This window comes from Vibrio sp. EJY3 (assembly GCF_000241385.1).
GTDB lineage: Bacteria > Pseudomonadota > Gammaproteobacteria > Enterobacterales > Vibrionaceae > Vibrio > Vibrio natriegens.
The window spans coordinates 534,779-559,074 of sequence record NC_016614.1; the positions used below are offsets into that span (position 1 = coordinate 534,779).

At 44.9% G+C, this 24,296-nt stretch carries 28 protein-coding genes; 20 read left to right on the forward strand and 8 right to left on the reverse strand.

The window, feature by feature from the left end; genetic code table 11:
* Positions 1 to 278 precede the first annotated feature (278 nt).
* The 10 genes from madL to VEJY3_RS18355 all read left to right on the forward strand — a co-directional run bounded on the left by madL (position 279) and on the right by VEJY3_RS18355 (position 6,080).
* A complete protein-coding gene (madL, locus tag VEJY3_RS18315; protein WP_014233903.1) occupies positions 279 to 665 on the forward strand; it encodes a malonate transporter subunit MadL in 387 nt (128 codons plus the stop codon).
* A gap of 11 nt (positions 666 to 676) precedes the next feature.
* Positions 677 to 1,441 carry a malonate transporter subunit MadM gene (madM, locus tag VEJY3_RS18320; protein ID WP_014233904.1) on the forward strand — a complete coding sequence of 255 codons (765 nt, stop codon included), beginning with the start codon at positions 677 to 679 and terminating at the stop codon, positions 1,439 to 1,441.
* Positions 1,442 to 1,742: 301 nt separating this feature from the next.
* Positions 1,743 to 2,027: a PepSY domain-containing protein gene (locus VEJY3_RS18325; RefSeq protein ID WP_014233905.1), complete on the forward strand. Its 285-nt coding sequence runs from the start codon at positions 1,743 to 1,745 to the stop codon at positions 2,025 to 2,027.
* Positions 2,020 to 2,535, forward strand: a complete 516-nt coding sequence (locus VEJY3_RS18330; RefSeq protein WP_014233906.1) for a cytochrome b/b6 domain-containing protein — start codon at positions 2,020 to 2,022, stop codon at positions 2,533 to 2,535. The genes VEJY3_RS18325 and VEJY3_RS18330 overlap by 8 nt, the downstream gene beginning before the upstream one ends.
* A gap of 259 nt (positions 2,536 to 2,794) precedes the next feature.
* Positions 2,795 to 3,271, forward strand: a complete 477-nt coding sequence (locus tag VEJY3_RS18335; RefSeq protein ID WP_014233907.1) for a PaaI family thioesterase — start codon at positions 2,795 to 2,797, stop codon at positions 3,269 to 3,271.
* A 180-nt stretch (positions 3,272 to 3,451) separates the two neighbouring features.
* Positions 3,452 to 4,081, forward strand: a complete 630-nt coding sequence (gene catB, locus VEJY3_RS18340) for a type B chloramphenicol O-acetyltransferase (protein WP_014233908.1) — start codon at positions 3,452 to 3,454, stop codon at positions 4,079 to 4,081.
* Between the two features lie 70 nt (positions 4,082 to 4,151).
* Positions 4,152 to 4,904 (forward strand): SDR family oxidoreductase, encoded by a 753-nt coding sequence (locus VEJY3_RS18345; protein ID WP_014233909.1) that lies wholly within the window; start codon positions 4,152 to 4,154, stop codon positions 4,902 to 4,904.
* A gap of 84 nt (positions 4,905 to 4,988) precedes the next feature.
* A complete protein-coding gene (locus VEJY3_RS25030; protein WP_081281053.1) occupies positions 4,989 to 5,219 on the forward strand; it encodes a cysteine-rich CWC family protein in 231 nt (76 codons plus the stop codon).
* A 63-nt stretch (positions 5,220 to 5,282) separates the two neighbouring features.
* Positions 5,283 to 5,789 carry a GNAT family N-acetyltransferase gene (locus VEJY3_RS18350; protein ID WP_014233910.1) on the forward strand — a complete coding sequence of 169 codons (507 nt, stop codon included), beginning with the start codon at positions 5,283 to 5,285 and terminating at the stop codon, positions 5,787 to 5,789.
* Between the two features lie 12 nt (positions 5,790 to 5,801).
* Positions 5,802 to 6,080, forward strand: a complete 279-nt coding sequence (locus VEJY3_RS18355) for a putative quinol monooxygenase (protein WP_014233911.1) — start codon at positions 5,802 to 5,804, stop codon at positions 6,078 to 6,080.
* Here VEJY3_RS18355 and VEJY3_RS18360 read toward each other — a convergent pair.
* Positions 6,077 to 6,958 carry a LysR family transcriptional regulator gene (locus VEJY3_RS18360; protein WP_014233912.1) on the reverse strand — a complete coding sequence of 294 codons (882 nt, stop codon included), beginning with the start codon at positions 6,956 to 6,958 and terminating at the stop codon, positions 6,077 to 6,079. The genes VEJY3_RS18355 and VEJY3_RS18360 overlap by 4 nt on opposite strands.
* Before the next feature lie 148 nt (positions 6,959 to 7,106).
* Here VEJY3_RS18360 and VEJY3_RS18365 point away from each other — a divergent pair, with 148 nt between their 5' ends.
* Positions 7,107 to 8,051, forward strand: coding sequence for a carbon-nitrogen hydrolase family protein (locus tag VEJY3_RS18365; protein WP_014233913.1), 945 nt, complete (start codon positions 7,107 to 7,109; stop codon positions 8,049 to 8,051).
* 35 nt (positions 8,052 to 8,086) lie between these two features.
* Here the strand turns inward: VEJY3_RS18365 and guaD are convergent, their stop codons facing one another.
* Positions 8,087 to 9,412, reverse strand: a complete 1,326-nt coding sequence (gene guaD, locus VEJY3_RS18370; RefSeq protein ID WP_041170469.1) for a guanine deaminase — start codon at positions 9,410 to 9,412, stop codon at positions 8,087 to 8,089.
* Positions 9,413 to 9,886: 474 nt separating this feature from the next.
* Between guaD and VEJY3_RS18375 the strand changes: the two genes are divergently transcribed.
* Positions 9,887 to 10,726, forward strand: a complete 840-nt coding sequence (locus tag VEJY3_RS18375; RefSeq protein ID WP_014233915.1) for an aldo/keto reductase — start codon at positions 9,887 to 9,889, stop codon at positions 10,724 to 10,726.
* 8 nt (positions 10,727 to 10,734) lie between these two features.
* Here the strand turns inward: VEJY3_RS18375 and VEJY3_RS18380 are convergent, their stop codons facing one another.
* The gene (locus VEJY3_RS18380; protein ID WP_014233916.1) at positions 10,735 to 11,508 is read right to left on the reverse strand and encodes a DeoR/GlpR family DNA-binding transcription regulator; all 774 of its coding nucleotides are present in this window, start codon (positions 11,506 to 11,508) and stop codon (positions 10,735 to 10,737) included.
* 280 nt (positions 11,509 to 11,788) lie between these two features.
* Here VEJY3_RS18380 and ltnD point away from each other — a divergent pair, with 280 nt between their 5' ends.
* From ltnD to nadE, 6 genes are all read left to right on the forward strand, one after another.
* A complete protein-coding gene (gene ltnD / locus VEJY3_RS18385) occupies positions 11,789 to 12,688 on the forward strand; it encodes an L-threonate dehydrogenase (RefSeq protein ID WP_014233917.1) in 900 nt (299 codons plus the stop codon).
* Positions 12,689 to 12,712: 24 nt separating this feature from the next.
* Entirely contained in the window at positions 12,713 to 13,969 is a 1,257-nt protein-coding gene (gene otnK, locus VEJY3_RS18390; RefSeq protein WP_014233918.1) for a 3-oxo-tetronate kinase, read from the forward strand.
* A gap of 11 nt (positions 13,970 to 13,980) precedes the next feature.
* Positions 13,981 to 14,628 carry an aldolase gene (locus VEJY3_RS18395; RefSeq protein ID WP_014233919.1) on the forward strand — a complete coding sequence of 216 codons (648 nt, stop codon included), beginning with the start codon at positions 13,981 to 13,983 and terminating at the stop codon, positions 14,626 to 14,628.
* Positions 14,628 to 15,404, forward strand: a complete 777-nt coding sequence (gene otnI / locus VEJY3_RS18400; protein ID WP_014233920.1) for a 2-oxo-tetronate isomerase — start codon at positions 14,628 to 14,630, stop codon at positions 15,402 to 15,404. The genes VEJY3_RS18395 and otnI overlap by 1 nt, the downstream gene beginning before the upstream one ends.
* A 192-nt stretch (positions 15,405 to 15,596) precedes the next feature.
* Complete coding sequence (locus tag VEJY3_RS18405) at positions 15,597 to 17,051, forward strand: GntP family permease (protein WP_014233921.1); 1,455 nt, start codon at positions 15,597 to 15,599, stop codon at positions 17,049 to 17,051.
* 177 nt (positions 17,052 to 17,228) lie between these two features.
* Positions 17,229 to 19,319, forward strand: coding sequence for an NAD(+) synthase (gene nadE / locus VEJY3_RS18410; RefSeq protein ID WP_014233922.1), 2,091 nt, complete (start codon positions 17,229 to 17,231; stop codon positions 19,317 to 19,319).
* A gap of 77 nt (positions 19,320 to 19,396) precedes the next feature.
* Here the strand turns inward: nadE and VEJY3_RS18415 are convergent, their stop codons facing one another.
* From VEJY3_RS18415 to amrS, 4 genes are all read right to left on the reverse strand, one after another.
* On the reverse strand, positions 19,397 to 19,579 hold the full coding sequence (locus VEJY3_RS18415) for a hypothetical protein (protein WP_014233923.1): 183 nt from the start codon (positions 19,577 to 19,579) through the stop codon (positions 19,397 to 19,399).
* A 380-nt stretch (positions 19,580 to 19,959) separates the two neighbouring features.
* Positions 19,960 to 20,343 carry a hypothetical protein gene (locus tag VEJY3_RS18420; RefSeq protein WP_014233924.1) on the reverse strand — a complete coding sequence of 128 codons (384 nt, stop codon included), beginning with the start codon at positions 20,341 to 20,343 and terminating at the stop codon, positions 19,960 to 19,962.
* A gap of 99 nt (positions 20,344 to 20,442) precedes the next feature.
* Positions 20,443 to 20,886 (reverse strand): Rrf2 family transcriptional regulator, encoded by a 444-nt coding sequence (locus VEJY3_RS18425; RefSeq protein WP_049794675.1) that lies wholly within the window; start codon positions 20,884 to 20,886, stop codon positions 20,443 to 20,445.
* 125 nt (positions 20,887 to 21,011) lie between these two features.
* Positions 21,012 to 22,100, reverse strand: a complete 1,089-nt coding sequence (gene amrS, locus VEJY3_RS18430; protein WP_041170391.1) for an AmmeMemoRadiSam system radical SAM enzyme — start codon at positions 22,098 to 22,100, stop codon at positions 21,012 to 21,014.
* A 64-nt stretch (positions 22,101 to 22,164) separates the two neighbouring features.
* Here amrS and amrB point away from each other — a divergent pair, with 64 nt between their 5' ends.
* Both amrB and amrA read left to right on the forward strand, forming a co-directional pair.
* A complete protein-coding gene (gene amrB, locus VEJY3_RS18435) occupies positions 22,165 to 22,968 on the forward strand; it encodes an AmmeMemoRadiSam system protein B (protein ID WP_014233927.1) in 804 nt (267 codons plus the stop codon).
* Positions 22,946 to 23,524: an AmmeMemoRadiSam system protein A gene (gene amrA / locus VEJY3_RS18440; RefSeq protein ID WP_014233928.1), complete on the forward strand. Its 579-nt coding sequence runs from the start codon at positions 22,946 to 22,948 to the stop codon at positions 23,522 to 23,524. The genes amrB and amrA overlap by 23 nt, the downstream gene beginning before the upstream one ends.
* A 14-nt stretch (positions 23,525 to 23,538) precedes the next feature.
* On the opposite strand, the gene VEJY3_RS18445 is transcribed toward amrA, so the two are convergent.
* The gene (locus VEJY3_RS18445) at positions 23,539 to 24,144 is read right to left on the reverse strand and encodes an AAA family ATPase (protein WP_014233929.1); all 606 of its coding nucleotides are present in this window, start codon (positions 24,142 to 24,144) and stop codon (positions 23,539 to 23,541) included.
* Between the last annotated feature and the right edge of the window lie 152 nt (positions 24,145 to 24,296).

A 24,296-nucleotide genomic window follows, 5' to 3' on the forward strand; every position in this document is an offset into this window, starting at 1 on the left:
ATAAATTGTTTAATTAAACTTTCTTGTGGATCACAAATTCTTGTTTTAAACGTCTTTAACTCTCTTCAACCAAACAGCACCGAACAATATGTAAAAACAATTTAAGTAATTGATAAATATTAATTAATATTCTATTGACCGAATTGTTAATTTACTTTTCTGAAAATTAATTACCCTGAGGTTAACAGTTTTGGCAATACGTTAATTGATTGGGGTTAACAATATGATAACAATTGGTGAGGTTGGAAACGAAAGTATCACATATTGGAGGTGACTTAATGATCATTTACGGAGTAGCTCTACTTTCACTTTGTACACTCGCGGGCTTGGCGATAGGGCAAGTCTTGGGATTTTTACTTGGCATACCTTCAAATGTTGGGGGTGTTGGTATCGCAATGGTGATCTTAATTGTTGCGAGTGATTATCTTCAGAAACATAAAAAGATCGATGTAAAAACGGAACAAGGGGTTGCGTTCTGGAGCGCGATTTACATCCCAATCGTTGTAGCCATGGCGGCTAAGCAAAATGTGATTGGTGCCATTACCGGTGGACCGATGGCGATTACTGCGGGCGTTGCGGCTGTTGCCGTTGGGTTTGCGTTAGTACCGGTTATTACTAAAATGGGAACCAGTTCAGTGTCCCAACTAGACAATCAACAAGCATAAGTGGGGCGCTAATGTTTGAATCTCTTATCTCTGTATCAAATAAATATGAGCTAATCGTAGGCTTTGCGGTCATTGGTTTAATGATGTGGTTCTCTTTCTGGGTATCTGAAAAGTGGACCAAAGGAAGAATTCACGGCTCAGCGATTGCGATTATGTTAGGCCTAACGTTAGCCTATGTATCGGGAGCGATAAGTGGGGGAACAAAAGGAGCTGTTGATATCCCACTCTTATCCGGAATTGGTTTATTGGGTGGCGCAATGCTTCGTGATTTCGCGATTATTGCTACTGGCTTTGGCGTCAAATTGGATGAACTAAAGAAATCAGGGATGTCTGGCGTGACAGCGCTCATTTTGGGTGTGGTGATGTCCTTTGTTTCTGGTGCCGCCATTGCGATGGCGTTCGGATATACCGATGCGGTAAGTATTACGACGATTGGAGCTGGAGCCGTGACTTACATTGTGGGGCCAGTGACAGGTGCTGCTCTTGGCGCAAGTTCTGAAGTGATGGCGCTCTCTATTGCCGCAGGCTTGGTAAAATCAATTCTGGTGATGATTCTAACGCCTTTTATCGCGCCATATATCGGCCTAAATTCACCTCGCTCTGCGATTGTGTTTGGCGGACTGATTGGTACGTCTAGCGGTGTCGCCGCAGGGTTAGCTGCTACTGATGAAAAGCTGGTGCCGTACGGTTGTATCACAGCGGCATTTTATACGGCTTTAGGCTGTCTGCTTGGTCCGTCACTATTGTACTTCGCTGTCGTTAGTATCGTTGCGTAATAGCTAGCAACAATTCAAACGCTCGCTAATACCAACAAAATAAACCAATTGGTTTGTCCATCATCTGTGAAAGACGGATTTCATCTATAAGGTATAGGGCAGTTACCTTGTAGATGACGTTTGTTTCCCTTCCACTTTTCCTCCCATAATTTAATCCTCTGTGAGTCTCCAGCCAGTGTTATCTATTTCAATCGAATGCTAATTTTTCCTCTAGGCAATGATTCTTAAGCGGTTCTTAAGTTATGGCGATTAATCTTGGTGGTGAGTTTGAATCTTTCTTACCACTAACAGGAATAATCATATGGAACGTAAAACATTTTTAGCTTCAACAATGGTAATAGCAGGACTACTTTCTTTTGGTGCTTATGCTTCTGACCCAACATGTACCGAAGAAAGCCCAGATAACTGGATGCAATTCGACGCGGCTCAGAAAATGGTTGAGTCACAAGGTTATAAAGTGAAGAAGTTTAAACAAACCGATACAGGATGCTACGAGTTATATGGCTACGACACCAGTGGTAAGCGTGTTGAAATCTATTACAACCCGGTTGATATGACGATAGTAAAAGAGGAAGTCGATGACTAAGAAAACTCAGTGGGATCGAGTCGTTAAACTCACCCACTGGCTTGTGGCTAGTTTGTTCTTGATAAACTATTTCATTACCGAGGACGGTAGCACTTTACACCAGTGGGTTGGGTATATTGCGGTTGGAGCCGTTGTCTTAAGGTTACTATGGGGATGTATCTCCAAACCTCCGGCGCGTCTTACCTCCTTCTTACCCTCCGTTCCTAAAGCGATAGGGCATTTAAAAGGGGTGTATCAAACCCGAGTTGATGATCACCATGGTCACAATCCTGCAGGCGCGATAATGATTTGGTGCATGTGGATAGGGCTGATAGCTATCGGAATCTCAGGGTATCTGATGGAAACAGACCGGTTCTGGGGAGAAGATTGGGTTAAAGAAATTCACGAGGCCGCAGTCAACTTAACCTTCGCGTGCGTTTGCGTTCATGTTGGCGCTGTGGTTTTGATGACGCGAATTACTGGCCACCCCTACTTACAAAATATGCTTCCTGGCGAGCGAGAAAAATAGCCAGTCTTAAAGTGAGGCGCAGAAAGCAACACTCCTCAGTTGCTTTCTGTACTTTTCTTCTTAGAGTCGATTACGTCCTTACTCCACTCAGCTCACCAGATTGTTGTTAGATCCCACCGTTTTATTTGAGCCTGCCTGATTTTTGATAAGCCTTTGAATTTTTGAAGCTAAACTTGTTAAAATTTGGTTAAAGTGACATGCTGGCTGAAAGATTAGTTAGTATTTCGATAATAAATAAGAGTCGGTTCTAGGAGGAAGTATGCAGCAGGGAAAAGCGTTTCAAGATCAGATACCAAATAACCACTGTTTTGGCTGTGGACCAGAGAATGCGTCTGGCTTACAAATTAAGAGCCATTGGGTGGGGGAAAATAAATCCGCTTGTACATTTATTCCGTCTGCTCATCACTGTGCAGGTCCTACACAGTTCCTAAATGGTGGGATCATTTCTACAGTAATTGATTGCCATTGTATCTGCACCGCAATTGCCAAAGGTTATCAGTTACAGGAACGAGAAATTGGCTCAGGTGAAGCAGTATGGTACGCGACAGGGAAATTAGAAGTTAATTACCTTAAGCCAGTACCCATTGATAAAGATGTTGAGTTGGTGGCGATCGTAGAAGAAATCAACGGAAATAAGATGACAGTGAACTGCGAACTTTTTTCTGATGGTGTTCTCTGCTGCACTGCCAAAGTTGTTGCGGTTCACGTACCTAATAGCTGGTTTTCTGGGAAATGATTAAAGAAATTTACAGGGTTTATCTATAGAACGTAGCATTTCTGTATGTACGGGATTCGCGCTGGTTGGACTGTTCTACGTAAACATCTCAATATTTAGTAGTTTGTAAAGATGTGACACAATGGATTCGTTTCTAGCGCCTTAATCTGGTGTTACGTATTTTAAAGGTAAATCAAAAACATGAACTATTTTGAATCTCCATTTTCTGGTATCCCTTTAACAGATCAAATCACTAACCCTAATATTATCGCTGGACGTCATAGTTACTATTCAGGCTACTACCATGGTCATAGTTTTGATGACTGCGTGCGTTATTTGAGCCCTGACAGAGATGACGTTGATAAGCTAATCATCGGCAGCTTCTGTTCTATTGGTTCAGGTGCTGTCTTTATGATGGCAGGTAATCAGGGACACCGAAACGACTGGATAAGTACCTTTCCATTTTTCTACCAAGACAATGAAGATTTTGCCGAGGCAGTGGATGGTTTTCAACGTGCGGGAAATACGGTGGTGGGAAATGACGTATGGATAGGCTCAGAAGCCATGATCATGCCTGGTGTTACCATTGGCCACGGTGCAATCATTGCCAGCCGAGCGGTTGTCACTAAAGACGTTGCACCTTATGAAGTGGTTGGGTCTAACCCCGCGAAACATATCAAATTCCGCTTCTCTTCTGAGCAAATTGCGATGCTTTTAGAAATGGAGTGGTGGAACTGGTCAGATAGCCAATTAAAAGGTTGTATCAAACTGCTATGTTCTGCTGATATAGAAGGCCTTCATCAGTATTGGCTTGATGAAATACGCGTGTAGAAAAGTAGCCCTGCGTCAGGAAGTGTTGGCTGCTGTGATCAATAAAATCATTTTATAACAGGACGGATTCATGACGACACAAAAAGTGGCCATCATAACGGGTGGCGGCCGAGGTATTGGTGCTGCGACCGCGCAACTTTTTGCAAATAATGGATATGCGGTATGCATCAACTATAAATCCAATTCAGAATCGGCAGCCCAGCTAGCGGAAACCATTACCCGTAACGGCGGTAAATGCATTACTGTCCAGGCCGATGTATCTCAAGAAGAGGATGTTTCCCGACTGTTTTCTACCGTGGACCAAGAGTTAGGCCAAATTTCTGTGCTAGTGAACAATGTCGGTATCTTAAAGACACAGATGCGTTTAGAGAAAATGACGGCAGACAGAATTAACGCAATACTCGTCAATAATGTCACCAGTTACTTTTTGTGTTGTCGCGAGGCCGTTAAGCGCATGTCTACGCGCCATGGCGGGGTAGGTGGCGTGATTGTGAATGTCTCTTCCGGAGCTTCTCGTTCTGGATCACCGAATGAATACATCGATTACGCGGCGTCAAAAGGCGCGATCGACACATTAACCAAAGGCTTATCCTTAGAAGTCGCGGCTGAGGGTATCCGCGTCAATTGCGTGAGACCTGGCTTAATTCATACCGATATGCATGCGGATGGAGGAGAACCTGAGAGAATTGAAAGGCTCAAAAGTGTCATTCCACTGCAAAGGGGCGGGAAGCCAGAAGAGGTCGCTGAGGCCATTTATTGGTTAGCGTCTGAGAAGTCGTCATTCTCAACGGGGAATTATTTGGATTTAGCTGGTGGGTTATAATCGACAATCAGGCCTTGTTTAGTACCTCTGATCGCTATTGGTTACTTGCTGTTTAGCTGGGCGTCGTCAATTAAAGGATATCATGTGAAAATCAAATCCGTCACTCCAGACCCGCTTGTATGCCCTCTGTGTGGTCAGCCGAATTCCTGTCTCAATTTAGGTGATAAAGACATCACTAAATCGTGTTGGTGTAACGACCCGTCGATAAAATTTCCCGAAGGGCTCCTTTCCCAAGTTCCTGAAGAAAAAAGAAGAAAAGCATGTATTTGCAAAGCGTGCGCGTTAAAGTATCAGAACAGTATTAAAAAGAGTTAGTACACGTTGACAGTTTGGTATGCTAATTAAACTGAGCGTGCCCGTCTAAACAAGGAAAGTTAAGTGGAAATAAAAGAAGTCAGTTCAATCTCTGGTTTGGTTGCTCAATTGCATGCGCTTCTTACTGATTGCATAGAAAGTGGTGCGTCAGTCGGATTTTTAGCGCCAGTTGATGAGCAGGAAGTTGATGCTTATTGGCAGTCGGTAGAGGCGGATCTGCGGGCTGGTTCCAGAAAGATCTTCTTAGCTTACGATAACGGAAGCGTTATTGGTGCAGTCCAGCTTTCTCTGTGCTCAAAAGCCAACGGCTCACACCGAGGTGAAGTTGAAAAGCTCATGGTAAAAACCAGTGCGAGAGGGCAAGGTGTAAGTAAAAAACTGATGTCACTGATGGAAAATACAGCTGCAGAAATCGGTTTGTCTTTACTGGTATTGGATACGCGACTCGGTGATATCGCATCCTCATTATATCGCGCTATTGGCTATAACGAAGCAGGACAAATTCCTCAATTCGCGCGTAGCTCTAGTGGAGAACTCGAAGCGACAGTCTACTTCTACAAGCTATTGTAATTGGGTTAATCCATGTCGAAAGTGATCTTGAAAGGCCATATTTTGGTGCCAGAATCGGAATTGCAGTTGGTAAAGCAAGAACTAGAAAAACATAAGCGCCTGACGTTGGAAGAAGCTGGTTGCATTACATTTCGCGTTACACAAAGTGCAGAAAACTCATTGCGATTTGATGTGTACGAAGAGTTCGTCGACGAGGCTGCATTTGAGGCTCACCAACTAAGAGTGAAGGAGTCAAATTGGGGGAAAGTGACTAATAATGTAGAACGCCATTATGAGATATTGCTGGATTAAATTTTTCTCAAACGACCTTCCAGTTTGTCGCGCTGCTTTTCAACTTCTCCAATGACAAAGTTTCGAAACGCTCGTACACGCTCGGTATGTCTTAGGTCTTCGTGGAGCAACATCCACAAATCCAGACCATAGAAAGCAGCGAATTGTTCATCGTATCGAGCCAAATCGTCATCAGAATCACCGATAAAGCAGGGTAAGAAAGAGAGTCCGACTCCTTGTTTTATCGCCATATGCGCTAATCCCGTATCATCAACGGTGAAGTCGTGCTTTCCTTCCGGGCAAACCTCTTTCGTCCAGGCGCGGTGGAAGTCGCAGCACTCAGTTCCGATCCAATTTGGCTTGTCGCCCGTTTTCTTTAAATGTTCTAGATAAGATTTGCTGCCGTATATCGCTGATGCAAAAGTGATTAACTTCTTCCCAATCAGTACTTCCGCTGGATTATTAGTGACTCGGAGTGCAACGTCAGTCTCTCGGTGCGGCATACTCAAGTACGTGTTTGAAGATTGTATTTCCAGATCGATGTCCGGGTAGGTTTGGTGAAAACGAGCAAATATGGGAAGGAAAAAAGCGTATGCGATGTGGTGAACGACCGTCACTCGCAGCGTGCCTTTGAGAAGTTTATCTTGGCCTAACAACATGTCCTCAGCGTTGAGTACTTCTCGCTCGACATGCTCGGCAGTCGCTCTGAGTTTTTCACCCGCGAGCGTCAGCCCATAGCCTCCTTGCATACGCTCTACTAAGCGCACGCCAAGCTTGTCTTCCATTGCTCGAAGGCGTCTTGAAACGGTGGAGTGTTGTACCCCAAGCTCAGCGCCTGCACCACTGACAGAACCACGGCGAGCGACGGCCAAAAATATCTTTAGATCATCCCAGTTCATACAAACCGTCCTTGTGTGCATTTTTGCACAGTTAATGGGCATTTTTTGGGGATAACGTTTTAATTTTTGCACACCTAAACTGATATTGCACATTAAAAATTTTGCTCATTAATAGAGTGAGAACCGAGTTTCTGAGGGAGGTGTAGTCATGAAAAAGTTAGCTGTGGTTCAACGTGCGTCTGGATTTTTAGATAAGCAGCAGAGCATCGCGTTGGTGGTTGAAAGTATTCAGTCTGCTGCGAATAACGGCGCAGAGCTTGTTGTTTTTACGGAAGCCTTTATTCCTGGTTATCCTGTCTGGTTATGGCGTCTGCGCCCTGGCAAAGACTGGGGGACAACAGACAGTCTTTATCAACGCTTAATGAGCAACGCGGTTGATTTAAGCTCATCGGATTTAGAGCCGATTTATGAAGCGGCAAAACGTCATCACGTCACGGTTGTATGCGGCATTAATGAACGCGACTCCAGCGTCAGCCGAACAACGCTATACAACACTTATATCACGGTTTGTCATGAGGGCAATCTCATCAATGTTCATCGAAAACTGATGCCGACTAACCCAGAGAGAATGGTATGGGGCTTTGGTGATGCGACTGGATTAAGGGTAGTAGACACACCGGTTGGCAGGATTGGCGCACTCGTTTGCTGGGAAAATTACATGCCGTTGGCACGTTATGCGCTTTATGCTCAGGGCGTCGAAATCTACATTGCGCCTACTTATGACAGCGGCTCGGACTGGACTGAAAGCTTGCGCCATATCGCCAGAGAGGGCAGATGCTACGTTGTCGGCAGTGGTAATTTGTTGAGAGTTAACGATCTGCCTGATGACTTCCCAGAAAAAGAAACCCTCTATCCTGATAAAGACGAGTGGATTAACGGCGGAGACTCCACCGTCATCGCCCCCGGCGGGGAGACGTTAGTTGCCCCATTGCATGAAGAGGAAGGGATTTTGTATTGCGATATTGATACAGATAAAGTTGCTGCCGCCAGACGCTCTTTCGACGTTGCAGGCCATTACTCTCGCCCAGACATATTTACACTCAACGTAAATCGAGCGCCGCAAACATCTCTGCGTATCAGGGAAGCCGAGTAATAAAATCCCCCATCAGGTGTATGGGGGATTTCGCTTTAGGTTAGTGTAGTCACTAAGTGATCGGTGGAGGAATAGACCAACTTACCATCAACGTAGGTGGCATCTACGTTTCGATCATCCCCTAATATCATCAGCGCGAACAGCTTATCTTCTAAACTTTTCGCATGTTGCTGTCGAAGGTGTTGTAAGTCTGTTGCGGCCCAGTCTAAGACTGCAAAATCGGCTTCTTTGCCTATTTCAAAGTTACCAACTTTATCGTCGATACTGAGTGATTTCGCCCCGCCAAGAGTCGCGAGATATAATCCTTTAAATGGGGACAACTTTTTATCTTGTAACTGCATGACTTTGTAAGCTTCATTTAAGGTTTGGAACTGGCTAAAACTGGTGCCAGCACCCACGTCTGTCCCTAATCCCACGCGTACATTCTTCTGTTCGGCTTTCTCTAAGTCGAAAAGCCCGCTACCAAGAAACAGATTCGAGGTAGGACAGAACGAGATAACAGAATCCGTACCCTCAAAAGCATTCCACTCCCGTTCAGTGAGATGAATCGCATGAGCAAAGACGGAGCGATCACCAGCCAGACCGTAGTGTTGGTAGACAGAAAAATAGTCTTCGTGTTCAGGGAAAAGAGACTTCACCCATTCCACTTCATTTTTGCTTTCAGAGAGGTGGGTTTGAACGTAAACATCTGGGAACTCTGCTTTGAGTTTGCCAGCTGCCGTTAATTGCTCACGCGACGACGTAGGAGCAAACCTTGGGGTAATGGCGTATTGAAGGCGTTTGTGATTATGCCATTTCTCAATCAGTGCTTTGCTGTCTTTGTAACTGGACTCTGGCGTGTCGAGTAGGTAGTCCGGTGCATTGCGATCCATCATGACTTTACCGGCGATAATACGCATGTTTTTCTCAAGCGCTTCTTCAAACAGAGCGTCGATGGATTCGGGATGAACCGTACCGAATACTAAAGCGCTGGTGGTGCCATTTTTTAGCAGCTCATTAATAAAGAATCGGGAGATCACTTTTGCATGTATTTTGTCTTCAAACTGCTTCTCGGTTGGGAAGGTATAATTCTCTAACCATTCGAGTAGCTGTTTGCCATACGAAGCAATCATCTCTGTTTGAGGGTAGTGAATGTGAGTATCAATAAAGCCTGGCACGATAAGTTTGCCGCGATAATCCACGATGTCGGCATATTGAGTTGTATCTGAATCGCTGAACGCTTTCACGTCTTTGATGAGACCATCTTCAACGACTAACAGACCGTCTTCAAAATATTGAAAAGCGTGTTTGGGGTTGGTGACCTTGGCGGGATCTTCGAGAAAGTGGAGCAAGCTCGCACGTATCGCCATCGTTTTCGGCATCGAGTCAGAAGAAAATGGTTCAGTATTCTTTAAGTATAGAACGTTCGATTTGTGGTTCATAAGTCACTCCATTGAATATGTTTGATACCCATGGTTTTTGACTTATCTGCGTAAGCCCTTGTCAATAGAGTAGTGTATGTAACAACCGAAAACCATTAAAAGCAAAGTGACTAAGCCAGAAGTATGCCAGCTTGGAAATTCGTTATGTTCCTATATAGATTGATGATTCAGTGCATTTATGTTGCCGGAATAAGGGTGATATTCGAACCAAACTGGTGAGGGATATAGAACCCTTGACCTCAAGTGGTGCATTGACTTGGCGCGATTACATCGTGGCAATGGTTGATTGAATTGCTTGTTTACGAGCTGCGAGAACACGCCTACATTTCTATATGTGTAACCCAAATCAAGTGATTCGCAGACTGCATGGATTAATGTCGAGCGACACAAAATATAAAGCGTAGGGAAGGTGGGATGGCTGAAATTATTTTACCCAGTGGTAACGTGATACCACAGTTGGGGCTGGGAAGCTGGTACATGGGCGAGGACCCACGATCGCGACAACAGGAAATCGACGCGTTACGCTTTGGTATTGAATATGGCGCGAAGTTAATCGATTGTGCAGAAATGTATGGCGAAGGTGAAGCCGAACGTATTGCTGGTGAGGCTATGGCTGGATATCGCGACAGATTGTATGTGGTTAGTAAGTTTTATCCCCACAACGCCTCCAGAGAAGGCGTAATTGCGGCTTGTGAGCGAAGCTTGACCCGTTTGAATACGGATCATCTCGATCTTTATCTGCTGCATTGGTCGGGTACCGTCCCGTTTGAGGAAACGCTGGAAGCACTTTATCAGCTAAAAACCCAAGGTAAAATTCGTGACTATGGGGTGAGTAATCTTGATATCGATGAGCTGGAAGATTTTTGCGCGGCTGACAAGGTTGGGCTATGCGCAACAGATCAAGTACTCTATAACCTTTCGCATCGTGAACCTGAGTGGGCTGTGAAACCGTTTTGCGACAAGCACAACATGGCGATGATGGCGTATTGCCCACTCGATCAGGGCGCTTTGGTACACCATCCAGAACTGATAACTATCGCGGAACGTCACCAAGCGACGGCGGCTCAAATTGCATTAGCCTGGCTGACTCGACAAAAAGGCGTGGTTGCGATTCCCAAGTCCAGCTCGATTGCACGTACGAAAGAGAATCTAGATTCAGTAAAAATCGTACTGACCGAAGAGGATATTCGAGAGCTAGACAAAGCCTTCCCCGCGCCTGTTAACGAGCATGAAGGAAGGATTGCCATTCGATGATTCTTTTATCAGCCCTGAGAGGGTAATTTATCAAGCACGGTCAAACCTTTATCCATAAGCTCTACTTTAACGACTTGCGATAGGTTCAGATCGGTGATGATACCATCAAACTCCTCAATATCTAACGCGTGGAAACTACCGACGCGACCATATTTGGTAGAGTCGGAAATCAGGTAGTTTGTTTGCGCCGCTTTTGCTATGGCTTTTTTAACCCACACTTTGCCTTCATTGGGTGTAGATAATCCTTTTAAACTCCAAGAAGAAGACGATATAAAGGCGATATCAATGTTCATTCCCGCAAGGAATTCAGCAACCTTTCCGCCAATACTCGATTGGTTTTCGCGATCAACCTTTCCACCTGTATGGTATAGCTCACATTGACTATGGGTCATTAGGTAAGCCGCTATCGAAAAGTCATTAGTGATCACCAGCAGATCATCCCGGTCGACGATTCGATGGGCAATACTTAACGCTGTTGTGCCTGCATCCAAATATACTGTGGCATCTTTATCAATTAACGTCGCGGCAATTTGAGCAATGTGCGCCTTTTCATCAGCCTGTTGTTCTACTTTCGCATCGTGTGACAACTCACTATGCAGCACCTGAGCAAGCTGCACCCCGCCGGAAACAGAGACCACTTTTCCCGAAGACTCTAGTTTCACAATATCACGACGAATCGTCATATGTGACACACCGAGATGCTCTGTTAAATCAGAGATACTGAGGACTTCTTGGTGTGATAGAAGGGACAAAATTGTTCTTTGACGTTCTGCTGGAATCATTATTTCACTTCATGTTCTTGTTTTTCAGTATCCTAACAACCTTTCTCTATTTTGTGAATATCTGTGAACATATGTTGCGTTAACAGTGTTAAGGATGTGAACTCACTCAAAACAACGGTGTTACTACACTTATAACGAGTGAAATATCAGTTAAATGTTAATATTTGTTAAAAATGTGACTTAGAGCGGAGTCCAGATGTTAACCTTCACATATAATCACAACCAATAAACAAGAATTAACAAAATTCAGTTCAATATTTACCAAGAAGGCATTGTTACTATGAGTGAAGTTCAATCTGTCGGTGTGATCGGTTTAGGATCAATGGGTATGGGCGCAGCAAAATCTTGTGTGCGTGCGGGTCTTGATGTTTATGGTTTTGATTTAAATCCTCAAGCTCTTGAAGAGTTAGCGGAATTTGGCGCAAAAGCCGTTTCAACCAATGCGGTGGAGTTTGCTGATAAGTTGGATTCTGTTCTGGTCCTTGTCGTGAATGCACAACAAGTAAATACCGTATTATTTCAAACAGGTCTTGCAGCTTCATTAAAACCGAACACGCCAGTAATGGTCTCAGCAACGATTTCTGCGGATGCTGCCAAGCAAATAGAAGCAAAACTTGCAGAGCACAATCTGGTGATGCTGGATGCGCCAGTATCTGGTGGTGCAGTGAAAGCAGAAGCGGGTGAAATGACCATCATGGCATCTGGTGCTCAAAGTACATTTGATGCACTCGAGCCCGTCCTCAAAGCCACAGCAGCAAAAGTTTACAACATTGGTGAAGCGATTGGCCTCGGCGCGACAGTGAAGATTATCCACCAGTTATTAGCTGGCGTTCACATTGCTGCCGGCGCAGAAGCCATGGCACTCGCGGCCCGCGCAAATATCCCTCTGGATCTTATGTACGACGTGGTCACAAACGCTGCGGGTAACTCTTGGATGTTCGAGAACCGTATGAAGCATGTGGTCGATGGCGATTATTCACCAAAATCGATGGTCGATATCTTTGTTAAGGATCTCAACCTTGTGTCTGAGACAGCGAAAGATCTTAAATTTCCACTGGCGTTGTCTAGTGCAGCACTAAACATGTTTGTCAGCGCAAGCAACGCTGGTTTTGGTCAGGAAGACGACAGTGCGGTGATCAAGATTTTTGATGGCATTGAATTACCTGGCGTAGATAAATAAGCGTACTGGAGTGGAGAAGTAAATATGTTATTAGGCGTTATCGCGGATGACTTTACTGGCGCAACCGATATTGCAGGTTTTCTGGTTGAAAACGGCATGCGAACTGTGCAATTAAACGGAATCCCAGCAACGGAGATTGACGTAAACGCGGATGCGGTTGTGATCAGTCTGAAATCTCGCTCATGCCCTGTTGACGAAGCAATCCAAGACTCTGTCGCTGCACTTCAGTGGTTACAAGAACAAGGTTGTCAGCAGTTCTATTTCAAGTACTGCTCAACATTTGACAGCACAGCAGAAGGCAATATTGGCCCTGTTACTGACGCATTACTGGCTGAACTTGGGGAAGACTTCACGATCGTTTGTCCTGCTCTGCCAGTAAATGGTCGTACGGTCTACAACGGGCATCTGTTTGTGTTCGAAGATCTGCTAAGTGACTCTGGTATGCGTAATCACCCAGTGACACCAATGACCGATTCAAGCCTGATCCGCATGATGAATGCTCAATCAAAAGGTACAACCGGCTTGGTTAACTTCCAAACGATTGAACAAGGTTCACAAGCCGTTACTCAGCGTTTTACTCAACTTAAAGAGCAAGGTCATCGTTACGCCGTAGTCGATGCATTCAACGCCCAGCATCTGGTTACTCTGGGAGAAGCGGCTAAATCGCTAAAACTTATTACTGGTGGTTCAGGCCTGGCAGCCGGGCTTGCTAAAAACTGGGCTGAACAGCTCGAAGATCAGAGCAATGCCAAACAAGAAGGTAAACCGGCGAAAGCACCGACGGTGGTATTTTCTGGCTCATGCTCTGTGATGACCAATCAACAAGTTTCGGTCTATAAGCAACAAGCCCCTCATTTTGCTATCGATGTTGAGGCCTGTCTGACTACTGAGGATTACTCGGATGTCGTTTTCGATTGGGTCATGACAAATATCGCAAGTGAATTCGCACCTTTAGTTTACGCGACCGCGGATGCGAGCGCTCTGAAAGCGATTCAAGAGCAATATGGCGCTCAGGCTTCAAGTCACGCGGTAGAGCAGTTCTTCAGCCAACTCGCCGTCAAACTTCAAGCAAATGGCGTGAAGAACTTTATTGTCGCGGGAGGGGAAACCTCGGGTGTCGTTACTCAAAGCCTGAAAGTTAAAGGTTTCCATATTGGCCCTCAAATCACACCAGGTGTTCCTTGGGTTAAGTCGGTAGAAGGTGAGCTTTCACTGGCACTTAAATCTGGCAACTTTGGCGACGAAAACTTTTTCGCTAAAGCCCAATCATTCTTTGCATGAGTGAGGTACGAATGAGCAACAACTCTAAGACGGAGCAACAGCTTCGAGAACAAATGGTAACACTGGCGCGCTCTATGTTTGAGCGCGGCTACGCCACCGGTGGTGCTGGTAACCTGTCGATAAAATTACCCAATGGCCACTTTCTGGCAACACCGACGGGTTCTTCATTTGGCCGCCTTGTAGCAGAAGAGTTATCCGTAGTGGATATCGATGGTAATCACATCTCAGGTAAGAAACCTTCAAAAGAGGTGGCGTTCCATCTGGCAATTTACCGTAACAACTCTGAGTGTAACGCGATTGTGCACCTTCACTCGACTTACTTAACCGCACTGTCGTGTCTGGAAGGGCTGGATCGTGACAACGCAATAAAAGCGTTTACTCCATATTATGTGATGCGCATTGGGGAGCTACCGGTTATCCCTTACCTACGTCCGGGTGACCCACAAATTGCAGAGGAATTGTCACAACGAGCCAGCGACTATCGAGCATTCTTACTTGCGAATCATGGGCCTGTCGTCACGGGCACTGACTTTGAAGATGCTGTAGATAATGCAGAAGAGCTCGAAGAAACCGCGAAACTGGCTTTCATTCTTAAAGACAGCAAGATCCGTTACTTAACAGATGCCGAAGTCCAAGATCTAAAAGGGAGAGGTAAATAATGGCTAAATTTGCAGCAAATCTCACTCTGTTATTTACAGAAGTACCATTTCTGGAACGTTTTGAAAAAGCACACCAGGCGGGTTTCAAAGCGGTGGAATACCTTTTTCCTTACGCTTATGAAGCGCAGGATCTGGCAGACAAAATGCAGCAATTTGGATTCGAACAAGCCCTGTTCAACATGCCTCCTGGTGACTGGGATGCTGGCGAAAAAGGCTTTGCTGCAATCCCTGGCCGCGAAGATGAGTTTAAAGCCAGTGTTGACACCGCGTTAATGTATGCCGACAAGCTGAATTGCAAAAAGGTACACGCGATGTCTGGCATCGTTGATAAGCAATTTACTCGCGAGCAACATGTAGAAACGTTTATCGCCAACGTTCGTTATGCAGCAGACAAGTTTGCTGAGCATGGCATTGAGCTCATGATCGAGCCGTTAAATAGCCGTGACGTTCCCAACTACTTCATCGCTCACCAGCGTGAAGCTGTTGAGTTAATTAAGCAAGTCAACCGACCAAATGTGAAGCTGCAACTGGACCTTTACCACGCACAAATTATGGACGGAGATTTAAGCACGCTTATCCGTGAGGTTGCGCCGTACACGGGTCATATTCAAATCGCGTCAGTCCCAGAAAGACACGAGCCTTCTGAAGGAGAACTGAACTATCCGCATCTGTTCGATGTTTTAGACGACTCAGGTTATCAGGGCTGGATCGGTTGTGAATACAACCCAAGAAACACAACTGAGGAAGGACTCGATTGGGTTAAGCCGTACCTGTAAAGAATAAAGAATAAAGAATAAAGAATAAAGAATAAAGAATAAAGATATAAGAGGGCTTTGCTGAGCAAAGCGAGATGAAAAATAAAGATAACTTAATCAAAAAGATTAAGTGTCATAAATAACAATAAGTGCTTTGGGCATAACTTGATTGCCCATAGCACAAACCCTACACACGAGACAAAGGAAACAAAAATGGACGGAGCATTAATAGGAATTGTGATTGGCATCATTGCCATGATGGGGATGATAGTAAAAACACGTATCCCAGTAGCACTCGCAATGGTTATTGCCAGTATCATTATGGGCTTGTTTGCTGGAATGGCCCCAACCGATCTAATTAACGCGATTAAAGCTGGCTTTGGTGGCGTACTGGGCGGTATCGGCCTAATCATCGCATTTGGCGTGATCATGGGCGCGTGTTTTGAACGCTCTGGCGCTGCGGTTCGCATGGCGAAAACCTTCGTAAAAATTTGTGGTAAAGGCCGTGAGGATCTCGCGCTTGGTTTCACCGGCGTTCTCGTGGCAATCCCTGTATTCTGTGACTCTGCGTACATCATTTTGCACTCTCTTGTCCGCGCAATTTCACGAGATACGGGTAAATCAGCGGTTGGCTTAGGCGTCACTCTTGCTCTAGGCTTGTTGATTACTCACGCACTTGTTCCGCCAACACCAGGTCCAGTGGCTGTTGCTGGTATTCTCGGTGTCGACCTTGGGGAATACATGCTTTGGGGCTTAATGGTATCAATCCCAATGATGCTGCTATCGATGATCTACATCCGCCGCGTAGGTAATGAATACTACCGAGTTCCAAATGGCGAATCTTGGATTACGAATCAAGCGGATTGGGCGAACCTTGAAAAAGTAAAAGCGACAGATGACAAAGAATTACCTGGTAACTTCTTATCGTTCGGTCCTATCCTTATCCCTATCGCACTTATTCTAATCAATACGTTAGTAGGTAAAGGTGATTCAGCATTACATACAGTTCTTTCTCTACTGGGTAACCCTGTAGTTGCAGTTGGTCTGGGTGTTCTAATGGCGCTTTATGGCCTGACTCGTAAGATTGAACGTAAAGATATGGTTGGCTCAATGGACGATGCCTTATCGACAACGGGTTTGATCCTTGTAGTAACAGGTTGTGGTGGTGCAATGGGTGCAGTATTAAAAGCGTCTGGTGCGGGTCCACAAGTTGCTGAAGCTATCGCAAGCAGTGGTATTCCACCACTATTAGTTCCATTGGCAATTGCTTCAATGCTTCGTCTAATCCAGGGCTCTGCAACTGCGTCTATGATGGTTGCTGCGACAATGACTCTGCCTCTTGTAGAAACATTAGGTCTAGACCCTGTTTTCGTAGCGTTGGCGTGTGCGGTAGGTCCTGTAGGTTTCTCTCACCTAAATGACTCTTACTTCCACATCATCAACCGTACGCTTGGTATCACTGAGTTAACGGATCAATTGAAGATTTGGTCTGTATCGTCAACGATTGCATGGGCTATCGGTGCATCAATCATCATGGTATTAAACTTAGTGTTTGGTAAAGGTGGCACTATCATTGATCCACTAGTACCAATTGCTGTGCTTGCGGCGGTTATCGTCGCGGTAAAAATCAAAAGTGGTAAAACAAAATCAGTAGAGTCGCTTGCATAATCTGACAAGAACTCAACAACAAAAAGCCCCATATTGTAAGTCTAAATATGGGGCTTTTTGTTTATGAAAAATTGTCAAGATTGCTGTTGCAGGAAGCTACATTTGCTCATTTTCGTTTCAATCACTAATACTTACTGAGTATCGGCTTAAGGCCAGAAGTTGAGGAAAGGAAGTATTGTGAAGAAACTGCGTATTAGCTCATGCTCACTAAACCAGACTCCAATGAACTGGAGTGCAAACCTGCTTAACATTCAAAAAGCAATTAAGATTGCACATCAAGCTGGAGCCGAACTGCTTATTACGCCAGAGTTGTGTATTTCTGGTTATGGCTGTGAAGATTTTTTCCATAGTCCTCATGTCTCTGAGCGCGCACTGAAAAGTGTCTCTGACCTAACGCAGTCGATTCCCAATAGCATGGCGGTATCCGTTGGCTTACCCGTGATGATTAACAATCGGGTTTACAATGGTGTTGCGCTGGTTACGCATGAGGGCATTCAAGGTATCTCTCTAAAGCGGAATTTAGCTGCGAATGGTCTTCATTATGAGCAACGTTGGTTTACGCCATGGACTCGAGATAAAAACGCGACGGTGGTACTCAAAGAGGGGACACCACCTGTGCGTGTTGGCAATCTGGTTTACAGCGTTAACGGTGTCAAAGTTGGCTTTGAAATCTGCGAGGATGCCTGGGTTGCCGACCGCACTTCGGAACGCTTCTTTAATCAGGGCGTGGAAGTCATTGCAAATCCAAGTGCTAGTCACTTTGCGATAGGTAAATCGCTCACTCGTAAGCGGCTGGTGGAAGAGTCAAGCCGCGTATATTCGGCCTGTTATGTGTATTCCAACCTATCAGGGTGTGAATCTGGCAGGGCAATTTATGATGCTGGTGTGATGATTGCAGTTGATGGCAGTTTGGTTGCCAAAGGCGAACGTTTTCACATGAGTGATGTGGAGGTTGTGACAGCCGATGTCGACTTGTCCCGCAGCAGGATTGGCCAAATCAATAGTAGTCAACGCTATTATGAGGAACATGACTTTGATACAGAGGCTGTCGTCAAAGTCACACTCGGTAAATCTCTTAACTCTCCCAAGTTGCATGTACCGCCGCTAAATCAGCCTTGGGAAGACAGTGAATATCTGGAACATGAAGAAGCTTTGCGTGCGATAGCAATAGGTTTACGTGATTGGCTGAGAAAGACACATACTGGTGGCTACGCGCTTTCATTAAGTGGCGGAGCAGACTCTGCTTTGGTCGCTAGTGCTGTTTATACATCCGTTATCCTGGAACTTTGGGAGCTGGTTACCAAAACAGAGAAAGATGACGAGTGTCCACTACCAGACCATTTGAGTCAATTTTTGAGCGAAGATCAAAGGAGTAGATTCAAACAGGCGGGGTCTTCAAACAAACTAGAGCAATTCGTCAGGGATACGGCATCAGCAATAATGGCGAACATGCTGACAACTGCGTATCAAGCCAGCGCGAACAGCGGTTCCGTTACTCGTACTGCTGCGCAAAAAGTAGCGGAGTCATTTGGTGCGAAATTTCTAAACCTCAGTGTTGCCGAGGTGGTTAAGAATTACGAGTCGATGATATCAAAAGCAACCAATCTAGAGCTCAATTGGAATGATCATGATATTGCGCTGCAAAATATTCAGGCACGTGTGCGCTCTCCAAGTATTTGGTTCATCGCTAATCTGGAAAATAAACTGCTGCTGACAACGAGCAACATGTCGGAAGGGGCGGTAGGTTACTGCACAATGGATGGTGATTCTTCCGGAGTCCTCGCACCTATTTCCGGTGTCACTAAAAGCCGAATTCTCAAGTTACTGGTATGGCTAGAGCAAAAAGGGTTTTATTGCACTGGTAATCACATCATGAAGCTAGAAGCGCTTTCTTATATCAATAATCAACGTCCAACGGCGGAGTTGCGCCCCGAAGAACAAAGTGATGAAGAGGATTTGATGCCTTATGATGTGCTCGATCGTATGGTTTTTTTGACCTTAGAAGCCGGTATGTCACCAAGGGATATTTTTGATGCAATGACGGAAGAATTTGAACGCGTAGACAACCAAACCATGGCCACATATATCGTCAAATTTTTCAAGTTGCTGTTTCGCAATCAATGGAAACGCGATCGTCAGGCTCCGGGGTTTCATATCGAACTCAATAGCTTGGATCCGAAAACCTATAAACGTTTTCCGCTTCTAAGCTCTGGATACCAAGAGGAGCTAGCCTTCATCGAGGATAATTGCTGGATGAAAGACAGCTAGCGTGATTCAAGATCCGCTCTAACTGCTCCCTAGCTTTCTCTTTGTCCTGATATTTAAAGTATTGATGTTGAGGATGATTAGGTGAAGAAGATGATCTGATCATCGTCAGATGTGACTAAGCTTGCTTTCTTTTGTTCAATCAATTGGGCCGCACATGCTGGGGTAACTGCCTGAACTTGCCCTTTAGATTTAAGCGTTAATGTTTCCCATGCCTGATCTCGGTATTTACCTGCTTGCGTGTATTGAATAAGTACTTTCATCGTCGTCGCTCCGTTGTCATTGACGTGCTACTTAAACTAATCCGTTTATTTAAGTTGCACACTAGTTAAAAACGAAACATAAGTTTAACCAAATGAGTTTGACAGGTTTCTTATGCGCTAAAAATGGAAAAATCATTTTGAATAACAAAGACATTACCAAGTTAAAAACTAATCCACTTACAGGTGATCTATTTTTTAGTGCCTAATTAAACAGTCAATTTGTCTTACTCAAAAAGGAAATTAACGGGTTGTTGCCACTTCGGCTGGTAGAAATAATTTAAACTAAACTGCATGGACGTTCGGCCCAAACACGGCGAGTTGCAAACGCAGAGCGACAACGATGTTGTTTGTGAATTTGCTCTGTCTCGAAAGTGGCTAAACTATTTTTGAGAGGCTTCTTGAACTTCTATTTGCTTTAGCTTTTTGTTCATGGCTCTGATAAAAACGTTAAACATCACGCCACTGACTAAGCTACTTATCGTTATGGTAAAAAAGGCGGAAACAATCCAATCCACCAACGCGAAATCACTCACAATGACTCTGGGTTGATAGAGCGCGACACCAAGAATGACGACCCAATGCTTTAAGCAATAGAAGCACTTAAACAGGTAGCCAATCATATACCCACACTTATTGGCAAGGTTCTGGACCGGGATAAAAAGTTCAGTTTGCGTGATGGTGATAGAGATACTGGATGCAGCAACGGCTAACACAAAACAGACCCACAAGCTTTCTGCTTGCGTTGTACTTAATAATTCAAACATAAAACGATCTTACTTAACTTAAATTGTATCATTAAAAGATACATTAAAGTTTGTGCGAATATCAACCACAAAACAAAGCTGGGTATTCTTTTATTCGTTTTAGTGTGTTGCTTCTGTGTGCTCGGTATATTGACGGGTAAACTCGTCACTCAAAGAGGCGAGGGTGACTTGTGACAGGCGTTTTAGTAACAGCGCTTCAGCTTCTTGTAGCGCTTCGTTTAACGATGTATTTACCGACTTCTCGACAAGGCAGTTAGGATTTTGGTTATCAAAGCCAATAGAAAATACTTTGGGTTCACCGATGGCTTGGTAAATATCAAGAAGTGTCACTTTTTCCAGGTCACAACTGATAGACCAGCCGCCGTTCTTGCCCTTTGTCGACGTTATATAACCTGCTTTGTTCAAACCAGCCATGGTTCTACGAATGACGGCAGACTGGGTTCCGAGCATGGTAGCAAAGTGCTGCGAGCTCATTGGTTTATTTTCGTGAGCCAAGTGAAGCAAGATGTGAAGTACGCGTGACAACCGGCTGTCTAAATTCATAAAATTATTGTAAATCCGACTGAACAAGAGCCGACATCATAACAATATCGTCAGTGTTCAGCACGTGTAATTGGTGAAGTGAGGTGGCATGGCTTCCCTTATCTTAGTTGTCTGGGGGAAATTAATCATCGCCGATGAATCGCGACAGGAATCCGTCGAGGTCCAAAGTTCTCTTTTGGTCCTGCAAATCGCCCAGGGATTTTGTGGCCACAGTGGTTGCAGTGTCCAGTGTCGTCTAAATGGTATTCTCCGAGTTGATACCAATCTCTCTCAATGATCGGTTTACCGCAAGAAGGGCAATAGGTGGCATCGGAGTCCGGATCGTGAACATTGCCACAATAGACAAAGTGTAATCCGTGCGAAAGGGCGATATCCCAGGCTCGCAATAAGGTGCTCAGCGGGGTTCTGCCTTTGTCTAACATTTTGAAATCCGGATGGAAGGCGCTGAAATGAAGTGGCACATTTGCCCCCAGGTTCTCAAAAATCCACTGGCACATGGCATTAAGTTCAGCATCACTATCGTTTTCACCAGGAATGAGTAACGTGGTGATTTCAAACCATACGTCGGTTTCTTTTTTCAAGTACAGCAAGGTTTCTAAAACAGGTTGTAGGTGACCGTGACATATCTTGTGATAGAAATGCTCTGTAAAGCCTTTCAAATCGATATTTGCGGCATCCATATGACGGTAGAACTCTTCTCTCGGTTCTTCGCAGATATAACCTGCGCTGACCGCAACACTTTTCAAACCAAGATTACGAGCCGCGATAGCGGCATCGATGGCATACTCCATAAACACAACTGGGTCGTTGTAGGTGAACGCTAAGCTTTTACAACCGTATTTCAATGCCGTTTTCGCTAGCTCTTCTGGCATAGCGTTGTCACATAAGGTGTCAAATTCGCGTGACTTACTGATGTCCCAATTCTGACAAAACTGGCAACTAAGGTTACAACCAGCGGTCCCAAAGCTCAGAACACTGGAGCCGGGATAGAAATGATTGAGCGGCTTTTTCTCAATGGGATCGATGCAAAAACCTGAGGAACGTCCGTAGCTGGTCAGGACGATTTCTCCCTGTCGGTGCATACGCACGAAACAAGCGCCGCGTTTTCCTTCTCGCAGTGTGCATTTGCGTGGGCATACATCACAACATACGCGACCGTCCTCTAGCTTATGCCAGTAGCGAGTTGGGAAATAATCGGGAGGAGAGGTTTGCATAGTGAATTCACCCTCTAATGACCTACACTAAAAGTATAGTTGATGCCATACGAGTAGGAATGCAATGAAATATCGGGAAGCCGCGGTGGCCGGAAGATTTTATCCCGCAACAGCAAATGAACTCATAACTCAGCTCGACGGTTATTTTGCCGAGCAAGCACTACTAACTGAGGCGCCAAAGGCACTTATCGTGCCCCATGCAGGCTACTTTTATTCCGGCGAAGTAGCGGCTAAGGCTTTTCGCCTGTTGAGCAATAGCAAAAATACGTTTTCTCGCGTTGTATTGTTCGGACCCAGCCACCATGTCGCATTAGATGGCTGTGCCGTCCCGGACAGTGATGTATTTCTTACCCCAACGGGAGAGGTGATGATAGATCGTGAGGGTGTTGAGGATTTGCTGTCACAAGATCTGGTCGCAACATCAGATCAAGCTCATCATTGGGAACATTCGTTAGAAGTGCAGTTGCCTTTCCTACAATATTGTCTGAATGATTTCACGCTTTTACCAATAGTCGTGGGACGCGATTTACACGGATACGTTAAGCGAATATTGGAAGCGGTGACTCAAACACCCAATACTCTCATCGTCGTGAGTAGCGACCTCAGTCATTACCATCCTTACAGCGAAGCCAATGAGATTGATGCCGATACCATTCAGCGTGTTTTGTCGTTTGGTAGCAACATTCACCCCGAACGAGCCTGTGGCTGTAATGCAATCAATGGCTTGCTCGACTTCGCCAAGGAACAACACTGGGAGATCAAGTGTATTAATTACACCAATTCAGGAGATGTGATGGCCCATCATGAAAATCGCGCTCCAGAGCCGTCTGAAGGAGTCGTTGGTTATGCTAGCTTCATCTTGTTTTGAATTGACTCAGGAGGCCAAAACACGTCTTTTGCAAATGGTTTGGCAGGTTCTTGATGAAGCACTAAGAGGTAATGGTTTACAGCTACCGCCAGAGCCAGATCTTAAAGAGTTACTCAAGCCAGCCGCCTGTTTTGTTACGTTACAGCATCACGGCAAGTTACGCGGCTGCATTGGTTCATTAGAAGCGAATGAACCTCTGTGGCTTAATGTCTGTAAAAATGCGTATGCCAGCGGTTTTCAGGATTCTCGGTTCCTACCTCTTACACTGAGTGACCGATCTGGATTGAATGTCGATATATCCGTCTTATCAAACTTAAAGCCTCTAACAAATCATGGTGAAGCAACCTTACTGGCAACATTGCGTCCCGGTATTGATGGGCTGTTATTAGAAGATGAATGGCACCGAGCTGTGTTTCTTCCTTCTGTGTGGGAAGTTTTGCCGACCCCTGAACAGTTTGTTCGTGCGTTAAAGCGCAAAGGAGGGTGGCCAGAAAATTATTGGGACGAAGACATCGTTATCCATCATTTTACAACCACCGTGATCTCTGAAATATAGTTTCGCCGCTGGTTCTATTTCTGACTTTGCAGAGCATGGGTAGGGTAGCGGTTTATCACATTTTCTAAAGTCATGATTCCAAACATGATTTTTCTAACAAATGATTCCGAGCTGCCAACAAAGTAAAAGTGGGGGTGCTTGGACCAGATTCGTTGCAGCTTTTTGTCTAATTTTGCTGCTTGTTCCAGAGATTCACTCCTGGTTGGATTGTTGCTGCTGATGTCTTGTCCAGATGCAGCAGCAGACTCAAAAAAGATCACGGCATCATAGCGTTCGAGTTCTTGCTCGAAAGTAGAGTTTATTTGCTTAAAGAAGTCACTTTCTGAATTGGGCCAGTAGGCGAGTCCATCAAGCGAACCACGGTCACAGACTAATAATCTATCTGGATACTGGATTTTATAGATGTCTTCGAGATTTTTTTGCAGTTGAAAAATGGTCTTTTGTACCATCTTAGTACTTTGTTCGTTGTCAGAACGTTCGACACCACCAGAGAAAAGTAGTGTGGCTGCCTCAGGAACAACCACAATTTTATCCCTCAGTTCTCTGCGAAAGAGATCCAATGCAGTAGTTTTCCCTCCGCCCGGGCCGCCGGTTACCACGACTTGTAACTGCTTTCTCATCCTAGCCTCTGACTTCAAGTAGTTAGTTGATATTTAAAGCATAGTCAAAAAATATACAAAGTTAGGTAATGTTAGGTTTAATAAATGGCTGGCTCTATAAGCCACTTACAAACTAGGCAGTACAAATATTTCTGAATCCATGAATGATTCGT

Excerpts from the sequence above, each read along its gene's own strand:
- madL (WP_014233903.1), top strand. The coding sequence starts at position 279 with ATGATCATTTACGGAGTAGCTCTACTTTCACTTTGTACACTCGCGGGC.
- madM (WP_014233904.1), top strand. The coding sequence starts at position 677 with ATGTTTGAATCTCTTATCTCTGTATCAAATAAATATGAGCTAATCGTA.
- VEJY3_RS18325 (WP_014233905.1), top strand. The coding sequence starts at position 1,743 with ATGGAACGTAAAACATTTTTAGCTTCAACAATGGTAATAGCAGGACTA.
- VEJY3_RS18330 (WP_014233906.1), top strand. The coding sequence starts at position 2,020 with ATGACTAAGAAAACTCAGTGGGATCGAGTCGTTAAACTCACCCACTGG.
- VEJY3_RS18335 (WP_014233907.1), top strand. The coding sequence starts at position 2,795 with ATGCAGCAGGGAAAAGCGTTTCAAGATCAGATACCAAATAACCACTGT.
- catB (WP_014233908.1), top strand. The coding sequence starts at position 3,452 with ATGAACTATTTTGAATCTCCATTTTCTGGTATCCCTTTAACAGATCAA.
- VEJY3_RS18345 (WP_014233909.1), top strand. The coding sequence starts at position 4,152 with ATGACGACACAAAAAGTGGCCATCATAACGGGTGGCGGCCGAGGTATT.
- VEJY3_RS18355 (WP_014233911.1), top strand. The coding sequence starts at position 5,802 with ATGTCGAAAGTGATCTTGAAAGGCCATATTTTGGTGCCAGAATCGGAA.
- VEJY3_RS18360 (WP_014233912.1), bottom strand. The coding sequence starts at position 6,958 with ATGAACTGGGATGATCTAAAGATATTTTTGGCCGTCGCTCGCCGTGGT.
- VEJY3_RS18365 (WP_014233913.1), top strand. The coding sequence starts at position 7,107 with ATGAAAAAGTTAGCTGTGGTTCAACGTGCGTCTGGATTTTTAGATAAG.
- guaD (WP_041170469.1), bottom strand. The coding sequence starts at position 9,412 with ATGCCGAAAACGATGGCGATACGTGCGAGCTTGCTCCACTTTCTCGAA.
- VEJY3_RS18375 (WP_014233915.1), top strand. The coding sequence starts at position 9,887 with ATGGCTGAAATTATTTTACCCAGTGGTAACGTGATACCACAGTTGGGG.
- VEJY3_RS18380 (WP_014233916.1), bottom strand. The coding sequence starts at position 11,508 with ATGATTCCAGCAGAACGTCAAAGAACAATTTTGTCCCTTCTATCACAC.
- ltnD (WP_014233917.1), top strand. The coding sequence starts at position 11,789 with ATGAGTGAAGTTCAATCTGTCGGTGTGATCGGTTTAGGATCAATGGGT.
- otnK (WP_014233918.1), top strand. The coding sequence starts at position 12,713 with ATGTTATTAGGCGTTATCGCGGATGACTTTACTGGCGCAACCGATATT.
- VEJY3_RS18395 (WP_014233919.1), top strand. The coding sequence starts at position 13,981 with ATGAGCAACAACTCTAAGACGGAGCAACAGCTTCGAGAACAAATGGTA.
- otnI (WP_014233920.1), top strand. The coding sequence starts at position 14,628 with ATGGCTAAATTTGCAGCAAATCTCACTCTGTTATTTACAGAAGTACCA.
- VEJY3_RS18405 (WP_014233921.1), top strand. The coding sequence starts at position 15,597 with ATGGACGGAGCATTAATAGGAATTGTGATTGGCATCATTGCCATGATG.
- VEJY3_RS18415 (WP_014233923.1), bottom strand. The coding sequence starts at position 19,579 with ATGAAAGTACTTATTCAATACACGCAAGCAGGTAAATACCGAGATCAG.
- VEJY3_RS18420 (WP_014233924.1), bottom strand. The coding sequence starts at position 20,343 with ATGTTTGAATTATTAAGTACAACGCAAGCAGAAAGCTTGTGGGTCTGT.
- VEJY3_RS18425 (WP_049794675.1), bottom strand. The coding sequence starts at position 20,886 with ATGAATTTAGACAGCCGGTTGTCACGCGTACTTCACATCTTGCTTCAC.
- amrS (WP_041170391.1), bottom strand. The coding sequence starts at position 22,100 with ATGCAAACCTCTCCTCCCGATTATTTCCCAACTCGCTACTGGCATAAG.
- amrB (WP_014233927.1), top strand. The coding sequence starts at position 22,165 with ATGAAATATCGGGAAGCCGCGGTGGCCGGAAGATTTTATCCCGCAACA.
- amrA (WP_014233928.1), top strand. The coding sequence starts at position 22,946 with ATGCTAGCTTCATCTTGTTTTGAATTGACTCAGGAGGCCAAAACACGT.
- VEJY3_RS18445 (WP_014233929.1), bottom strand. The coding sequence starts at position 24,144 with ATGAGAAAGCAGTTACAAGTCGTGGTAACCGGCGGCCCGGGCGGAGGG.